The organism is Spiroplasma sp. ald (genome assembly GCF_044714355.1).
GTDB classification, from domain to species: domain Bacteria; phylum Bacillota_I; class Bacilli_A; order Mycoplasmatales; family Mycoplasmataceae; genus Spiroplasma; species Spiroplasma phoeniceum.
Map to the genome: position 1 here is coordinate 1 of NZ_RXFY01000046.1, position 8,116 is coordinate 8,116.

9 protein-coding genes and 1 pseudogene are annotated in these 8,116 nt (G+C 27.3%); 7 read left to right on the forward strand and 3 right to left on the reverse strand.

Annotated features, from left to right (window positions below; genetic code table 4):
- Positions 1-263: 263 nt before the first annotated feature.
- The 5 genes from EHU54_RS03210 (at position 264) to EHU54_RS03230 (ending at position 3,994) form a co-directional block, all read left to right on the forward strand.
- Complete coding sequence (locus tag EHU54_RS03210) at positions 264-530, forward strand: hypothetical protein (RefSeq protein WP_400248907.1); 267 nt, start codon at positions 264-266, stop codon at positions 528-530.
- Positions 517-1,290 (forward strand): ParA family protein, encoded by a 774-nt coding sequence (locus tag EHU54_RS03215; protein WP_400248908.1) that lies wholly within the window; start codon positions 517-519, stop codon positions 1,288-1,290. Before EHU54_RS03210 ends, EHU54_RS03215 begins: the two co-directional genes overlap by 14 nt.
- Before the next feature lie 2 nt (positions 1,291-1,292).
- Positions 1,293-1,445, forward strand: coding sequence for a hypothetical protein (locus EHU54_RS03220; protein WP_400248909.1), 153 nt, complete (start codon positions 1,293-1,295; stop codon positions 1,443-1,445).
- A gap of 390 nt (positions 1,446-1,835) precedes the next feature.
- Positions 1,836-3,530 carry a hypothetical protein gene (locus EHU54_RS03225; RefSeq protein WP_400248910.1) on the forward strand — a complete coding sequence of 565 codons (1,695 nt, stop codon included), beginning with the start codon at positions 1,836-1,838 and terminating at the stop codon, positions 3,528-3,530.
- Positions 3,531-3,541: 11 nt separating this feature from the next.
- The gene (locus EHU54_RS03230; protein ID WP_400248911.1) at positions 3,542-3,994 is read left to right on the forward strand and encodes a hypothetical protein; all 453 of its coding nucleotides are present in this window, start codon (positions 3,542-3,544) and stop codon (positions 3,992-3,994) included.
- On the opposite strand, the gene EHU54_RS03235 is transcribed toward EHU54_RS03230, so the two are convergent.
- A complete protein-coding gene (locus EHU54_RS03235) occupies positions 3,950-4,666 on the reverse strand; it encodes a type IV secretion system DNA-binding domain-containing protein (protein WP_400248912.1) in 717 nt (238 codons plus the stop codon). The genes EHU54_RS03230 and EHU54_RS03235 overlap by 45 nt on opposite strands.
- Before the next feature lie 694 nt (positions 4,667-5,360).
- The gene (locus tag EHU54_RS03240; RefSeq protein ID WP_400248914.1) at positions 5,361-5,990 is read right to left on the reverse strand and encodes a lipoprotein; all 630 of its coding nucleotides are present in this window, start codon (positions 5,988-5,990) and stop codon (positions 5,361-5,363) included.
- A 190-nt stretch (positions 5,991-6,180) separates the two neighbouring features.
- Between EHU54_RS03240 and EHU54_RS03245 the strand changes: the two genes are divergently transcribed.
- Positions 6,181-6,348, forward strand: a complete 168-nt coding sequence (locus tag EHU54_RS03245; protein ID WP_400248915.1) for a hypothetical protein — start codon at positions 6,181-6,183, stop codon at positions 6,346-6,348.
- 695 nt (positions 6,349-7,043) lie between these two features.
- Positions 7,044-7,499 carry a hypothetical protein gene (locus EHU54_RS03250; RefSeq protein WP_400248916.1) on the forward strand — a complete coding sequence of 152 codons (456 nt, stop codon included), beginning with the start codon at positions 7,044-7,046 and terminating at the stop codon, positions 7,497-7,499.
- Between the two features lie 44 nt (positions 7,500-7,543).
- On the opposite strand, the pseudogene EHU54_RS03255 reads toward EHU54_RS03250, so the two are convergent.
- A pseudogene (locus EHU54_RS03255) lies at positions 7,544-8,116 on the reverse strand (hypothetical protein); the annotation flags it as partial.

Genomic DNA, 8,116 nt, shown 5'->3' on the forward strand with positions numbered 1-8,116 from the left:
TAATTTTTCATAATTTTATGAAAAATTACCGCGAGCCCAGATTAGTAAATAATAATAATTTAAATCAAATAATTTGACTTAGCCCCCCACTTAAAACCCTTATAAAATAAGGGTTTTTCATTGCTTGTTTCTCTATCGTCGTTTGTAACGCATTGAGTGTTATTTTCGTTGGTAAATGGTAATAAAAAATATAAAAATAAATTATTTATAATATTATTAATACAATAAATACTATTAATAGTATTTAAAGAAAGGAAAAAAATATGCCAAAATTAAAAAGTATTTTATTAGATAATAATTCTAATTTTGATAGTGTTTCGCAAGTTGACAAATTAGTTTCATATTCTAATAAAAAAGAATATAAGCAAAGACCACATCAATTAAAAATACCAACTATGACCTGTCCTATTAATTTGGTGGAAGCGTTTAAAAAAGAAGCACAAAGTAAAAGACTTAAATACACTACTTTGATGACGATTATTTTAGAAGAACGTTATTGAAAGGAAAACAACAACAATGAAAATGATTAGTTTTTGTAATAAAAAAGGTGGAGTTGGCAAAACGACCCTTTGCAAAAATGTTGCCTATAAATTCGCGGTGGATAATAAAAAAGTTTTAGTAATTGATTTAGACCCACAAGCAACTTTGTCTGTTCAATTTAGTAATAAAAATGTTGATAATAAAAAAACTTTTATTAATTTTGTGCCAGCATTAGAGATGGTTAAAATTAACCAAATTATTCAATCAACAAAATATAAAAATATTGATATTATTTTATGCTCAGAAGAATTAAATAGAATGAATGAAATTATTAAAAGCATTTTTAAAGAGAATGAATATTATATGGTTAGTGAAATGATTTATACAAAAAATAAAGAAATTTTTGACAATTATGATTATGTGTTGATTGACTACCCACCAACAATAAATGATTTTGCTATTAATTGGTTAATAATGAGTGATTTGGTTTTAATTCCAATTAATGATGGAGTTGGGAGTTATAAAGGAATTTTAGACCTAGAAAATACTTTAAACTTTATTTGTAAAAAAGAAAAAAGAGGAATGCCATCAATTAAAATTATATTCAATAATGTAAAAGATGATGAAAATACAAATTTAATTTTAAAATGAATTTCTGATAAAAAATTAAATAGTAAATTATTAGAAACATTTATTCAACATTCTAAATCATATGTTAAATCTGAAAATGAATTATCTAGTATTTGAGATAATCAACATTATTGACGCCAAAAACAAGCCTACGAAGAACTCATCAAGGAAATCAAATAACAATGAAAAAAATAGAGAATAAAGACACCAAAAAGCATAATTTAATTATTGTTGATGTTGATTTACAACAGTGTCTGAATTGTAGTTTTACGATTCAAAAAATTGATGAAGAATGATTTACTATCAATATGGGCGATAAAAACTGCCATAAATAAAGAATTATGTTATAATTTGCTTACCAAGATATTTTTTATCTTTGGTATTAGGTAAATTCCTATGCTACTAAATATCAACTGTATTAAATATCACTCTTCATTAATCTTCTCTTTTTAAAATAAAAAATTGCTTTTAAATAAAGCAATTGGTATAATATAATTGTGAAATTTAAAATAAATAAAATTAAGTGATAGTAATTTATCGTCAAATAAATTACTATCGTGGAAACACTAGTTAACACCTAGCGTTTCCACAGACAATTTTAACATATTTCTTGGTGGTTTTTTATGATACTGCTTTGAAATATGTTAGAAATTGCTTGTGGGAATAGTGCGGTGGTGCTATTCTCTTTTTTTGTTAAAAAGAGAATTCAGAAAGGAATATATGCAATGAAAAAATTACTAAGTATCTTAACTATATCAACCTTGACAGCAAGCGTTCCTGCGCCGTTGCTGGCCAATGCACCACTAACTCGTGTCAAACGCGATGTTGGGACAACTGCCAAAGATGTCACAACTGGATTTGATATAAAAATAAAAGGTATTGAATATAAAAATTGAGAAAAACTTGAAGCAGTTACAAAACCATTTAGTAAAATTGATAATAAGTGATATATTGTTATATGGCATGGAAAAGATAGTAATAATTGACGAATAAAATCTTTTCAAAACATTAATTATTCAGATATAAGAAAAGTTTTAGATAGTCAAGGTAATTATGAATTAGCATTAACAAGAGTGGGCGATAACTTATTTATAAATAAAGCAGGTTCAATAAGCGATGTTATAAGTTGAAATAAAGATAATGGTACATATTTTAAATCAGTTTATTGTTGAAATGGTGTTAATAAACCAATAACACCAGAAATTGATAGTAATGGGAATATAATTAATTGAAATATTGATAAAACACCATTTCAACAAGGAATTTCGTTTTCACTTGTGGATGGTTCTAAAACGGCGACTTGGTCTAACGCTGGTATGCGTTTAACGGTTGATGGGGAAACAAACATCAATATTGATAACCCAAATGTTACAGAAGTTTTATGAAATGGTGCTAAACAAAATATGTTAGACCACAAAGTAAATATCAATGTTAAACCTGAAACTAGTGAAAAGACCCATAAATTAGTTATCAAATATGATATTCGTGGAACAAAATACACGAGCGAAGACATTGATGTTGTTATGGCGGCAAAAATAGAACCGACAAAGCAAATTGTTAAAGAAAATCTAAGTGAATTAATTAAAACGACTGATTTAGGTAATATCTTAGATAACAACGATGACACTATCAAAGCAAAAATAATTCAAAAGAATTCGCTTGCGATCGATTTTTCACAAATTAAAATTACTGATAAAACGGAATTACATAAATTAACAGCGAGCGATTATCCTACACTATCAGATTTGTTTGTTTTAATTGAAAAACAAGAAAAAAGCGAACAAAACAAATCGCATTTATACAATGTTTTATGAAAACTCGCTAAAGGAGCCGATGGTTATTTGTGAAACGGAATAAGTACCTTGTCGCTAAAAAGTGATTTAATTGTTTTTGATACCCACGAATTAACAGCAAACAAAAACCGACAAAATGCTCAATTGTTTTTAATGCTTTCCTTTTTGGATAAGTTTGTAAAACAAAACAAAGCCAAAAACCAAGCATTACCAATTGCTGAACAACAATGAATTTGCATTGCCATTGATGAAGCTCATTTATTAATTAATGAAAATAATACCTTGGCGTTGAATTTCTTGTTTGAAATGACAAAACGTATTCGGAAATATAACGGTATTTTGTATATTATGACGCAAAACATCAATGACTTTATGGGCAATGCAAATATTAAAACGCAAGCGCAAGGAATAATAAACAACTGTTTGTATCGGTTTGTTCATCATTTAGCTGCGAGCGATTTACAAGATTATGATAATTTAATTGCCTCAAGTGGGCGGTTAAATCAATATCAAAAAGATACGATTGTAACTGCTCCAACGGGAACATGTCTGTTTTCGATCGGTGCTAATAACCGAATGCTGTTAAATGTTGAAGCAAGCGAAATAGAACAAGAAACTTTTAGTTAGGAGATAGATTTGTGCGTAAAATAAAACACCAATATCAAAAACTTAATAAATTTCAAAAAGTAGTCTTTTGAATTATTTTTTCTGTATTAACTTTTTTCTTGTTTGTTGCTTTAATTAATATTCCTATTTCGCTTGGCTATGCGGGGATAAAACTAAAATCGATTACTTGACAAACTTTTTCAACTGTTTATGCCAAAGATATTTGCTTTAAAATTTCAGCAATTATTGGCATTATCGTTGTGATGGTGTTTATGGGGTTTATTGGTTATCAGAAATGACAACATTTTGATATATTTGCTTATGAACAAAAGAAAAAAGCAAAACAAAAAGAGCAAGAATTTAAACAAATTCCACAAAGCAATTTGCTTAATTTAAACAAAAACTTTGGTTTAATAAAATCAAATTTAATTCAACATACTTTATTGTTCGGAAAAATCAAACAACGACATTATCTTATCTGCTAAAATAACCTTATCTTTATTGGCAAAAGGGTTATATTTTGTGTTACCACTAATTTCTCAAATAAAAGTATTGGAGTCTAGTTGTTTAACTTTATCAATTAAATCAATATCGCCTTTACCATCAATAATGATAGTTGTTTCACAAAATTTAAACCTTAACTCTTTTATAATTTGCATTAATGTTGTTGTTTTACCGCTCCCCGTTGTTCCAACCAATAAAGTATGTTGGTTTAATTTATCTTTATTTAGGGCGGTAAACTTATCAAGTAAAACATTACTGTTTTGTCATTGTTGAATTTTATTCACAACTTTGTTACGAGTATTTAACAATCTAGTTAAGTATGATGTACTTTTTAAAATCAGAATAAATCATATTCAACTTTTAATAAAAATATTAATAAACTCATATTTAGCATTTTTGTTATCAAACCACGCCCCGATTTTATTTGCAATTAAGTAAACACAATAATCTAAAATTGCATATAACAAAACAAATAAAGGTAAAAACTGCAACTCAATAACAAACAAAGAACCCAAGATATTTCAACCATCTCAGTTATAAGTTAAATTCGGATGGAGGATATTTTCTGTTAAACAAATACCAACCGCCAAAATCATTGCTAAGGTTAATCAAGTAATCGCATTAAGATATTTTTTATCGCGTAAACTTTTCAATTTAATATATATTGTTTGCGTGATTAATCAACTTGGCAACAAATATAATAAACAAAGTAGCGGAATAAAAAGCAAAAACAATAAGATTAAATAATATCCAAGTTTTATCAATGCGACAAGAAAATTTATCATATCTTTATATCCCTCCTTTCTGCAAATAAAAATGGAAATAATACCACTGCACTATTTCCATAAACAAAATTATAATAATTGATATAACACATTCTAAGTTAAATAAAATATGTTAAAATTGTCAGTGGAAACACAGAGATTTAAACTAGTTTTGTGTTTCCATTTTTAGTTATTGTAGCAATTTAAATTGCCTACACAAAAATTATATCAAATATTTAAAATTAGTAAAATATAGATTAATATAATTGATGTGAGAAAAAATCACTCCCTATTTTGACAAATACATCAGATAGGAGGTGATTACCATACAAGAGATTTTTAAAACGCTATTGTTGGTTTTAGCCTTACTGTTGATGGCAATTATTTATTTACATAATAAAAAAATAGATTACTTTACAGTAATCTAAAACATTAACGGGAGTGGTTAACTCTCACTTTTTTTATTTTGACACTTTTATTATATACCTAAATTTATATTAAAACAAGGTTTTTTAACGCCCCTTTAAAAAGGCAATATAATAACATCTTAAATTAAGATGTTATTATATTCATCAACAATCATTTATTTTTTAATAAGTTTATAAATATCAATCAAATGTTCATTTGGTTTTTCTTGTTCATTACTAAAATCAAGTAATAATAAAATTACAAGATACTCATTTCCAGTATTATTATACTTTAATAAATTAAGCGAGATTATTTTATTAATTTTAAAATTTTCTTTATTAAGATTAAATTTTTTTAACTCAATACTATTTTTCTTTTCTATTTCACTTCATAGTTTTTCTTTATTATCGTTTAAAAAATTTAATATTTTATTTTTAAGATTCTTACTGGCTTCAAAATTATATGAATTAATTTTATAATCTTTAATAATATTTAATTCATCTTTTGTTATTTCAAAATTGTCAATAAAATTGACTCATTTTAAATCACTCAATATTATTTTTTTTTCTGCTTGTGATTCAACAACTGGTGTTTGATCTGCGTTTTCATTTTGTTTTTTTTCTGCTTGTGATTCAACAACTGGTGTTTGATCTGCGTTTTCATTTTGTTTTTTTTCTGCTTGTGGTTCTTTTGGTGGATTTGATTGTTTAACTGATTTTGCTTTTCCAGCACCACAAGCAACAATATTGCTTGCTCCGATTAAAGTTAAACTAACTGCTCCGATAATTGATAAAAGTTTTTTCATAGTTGATAATTGATACTCCTTTGATACATTTTTATTATTTTTAAATATATATCTATGATAATAATATCATTAGACTTCTTGCATAACCTAGTAAAATAATTATAAATATTTTTAAAAAGACATAATTAATTAAAATTATAATTTGCTATTAGTATCTTTTTAAAAATATTTATAATTATTTTACTAGGTTATGCAAGAAGTCTATTCTGCTAATAAAAATAATCAAACTGAAACAAGAGAAAATAACCCTCTTGTTGATGATTATAACACTGTTTATAAAAAAAACAAGGGTGACCCACCAGAATTATCCGAAGAAGAACTCGAACAGTTATTAGCGGAATTAGACAACTTAGACTAACTCCCCTATCGAGTTCTTCATTCCAGTATCAACAAAGCATAAGAGCTTGCATAAAACCAAAGTGTAGCAAGACAACGAATAAACAAACCTAAGATATGGTTATTATCATATCCTTTTTGCTGTTTGGTAAATCACCTATTTTTATTATCCATTTTCTTCCAATATAATTCCAAAATACTTCCGATACTAAACTAAAACAAACTATTTAATAACGTATTAAATATTCTAAAATTTAAGATATAAGTATATTAAAGTATTTAATAAATTTTAAAACTTATTAGTATTATTGTTTATGCTGCGGAATAGCAAGCATTTTGGCACGCCAAACACCCGAAACCGCGTGCTATCAACAACGTTGGGAGTGCGGGGTTTCGGCTTAATGTTTGTGTTCCGCAGAGGTGGGTTTTTATTGGTTGTATTTGTTGTAAAAAATACAACCAATAAAAACCCACCATGTTCCTTTTTTCTTTTTGCCCAAGCCCTTAAAATAAAAAGGCGAACGCAAAAAAGAAAAAACCCCACCCCGTTAGTAAGACAATAGTGGTTCATAAGGAGTTGATGTTATGGGTGAGTTAGAAAAAATATTGATTATGATAAATCGTTGAGGATACTTAAATTTAGAACAAATAGCTTTGTTATTAAATAAAAATATTAAAACAATTCAATTGCAAAAATAAAAAGTAATAAATTTAAAAATGCTGAATGTGGACACACTCCCCAAGAAAAACTATTATACTTTAACTAGTAAAGCACAAAGTCATTTAGGACGAGTTCATAAAAAAAGCATTAAAGTTAATTACTATGAATTACAACACCAAGATATGCTCATCAAATGACTTTGTAGTCAAACCGATATTGTACATTATCAAACCGAGCGTGAGCTCAAAATGGAAAACGGCAATCTCAATTCCTATCCTGACTTAATTATTATCAAAAATAATGATAGTGAGATTTATGTTGAATTTGAACGCACCCGCAATCCCCCTGACCGGTTCAGAACCAAATTAATTAATTTGCGAGAATGACTTGCTGCGGGTGGTAAAATTCATTGAATTACGCCAACTCAAACACTAGCCAATTGAATTGTAAATCAAACCAACACTATTGGTGCTTATCCATCGCAACACACCTACGAAATTTGAAATAAATAAAAAAACAACTTGTTTGACAATGTCAATTTTGTTGTTTTTTATTTTTATTCTTCTTCAATTATAAAATAACTACCTATCGTGTTTGTCACAATTTTTCAACCGTGATTATAATTATTAATAAAGTGATTATTAATTTCTTGAAAATGATTGTAAATAATATTAATTAAAGTATTAGTATCTTCATCAGTGATTGATCCACCCCAACCACTATGATCTTCTTTATGAAAACTAGTGATTGTTACTTTAATTTGTTCTTTAAATCCTTCGTAGTTATCTTTGTTTGCTTGATAAATTTGTTTAATTTTATCTCAAGTATTGCTATCAATATCTAATTTTAATTGATCATGAGCTAAAAATTGATAGTATTTTTCAATTTCATTATATTGATTATGTGATTCATGTTTAACTGCTTCTGGACTATCATTGTTGACATGATTTAATCATCAAATTAGTGCTGTTCCAGCAATTACTAATCCTCCAATTACTAATGATAAACCTAGTGTTTCTGGCGCTAAAGCCGCGGCAGCACCAGCTTCTGTTCCAATAACTGCTCCTTCAGTTGCTGCAACTGTGGCTCCTTCTGCAACTGATAAAGTTTCAGCCGCTGTTAAACTTTC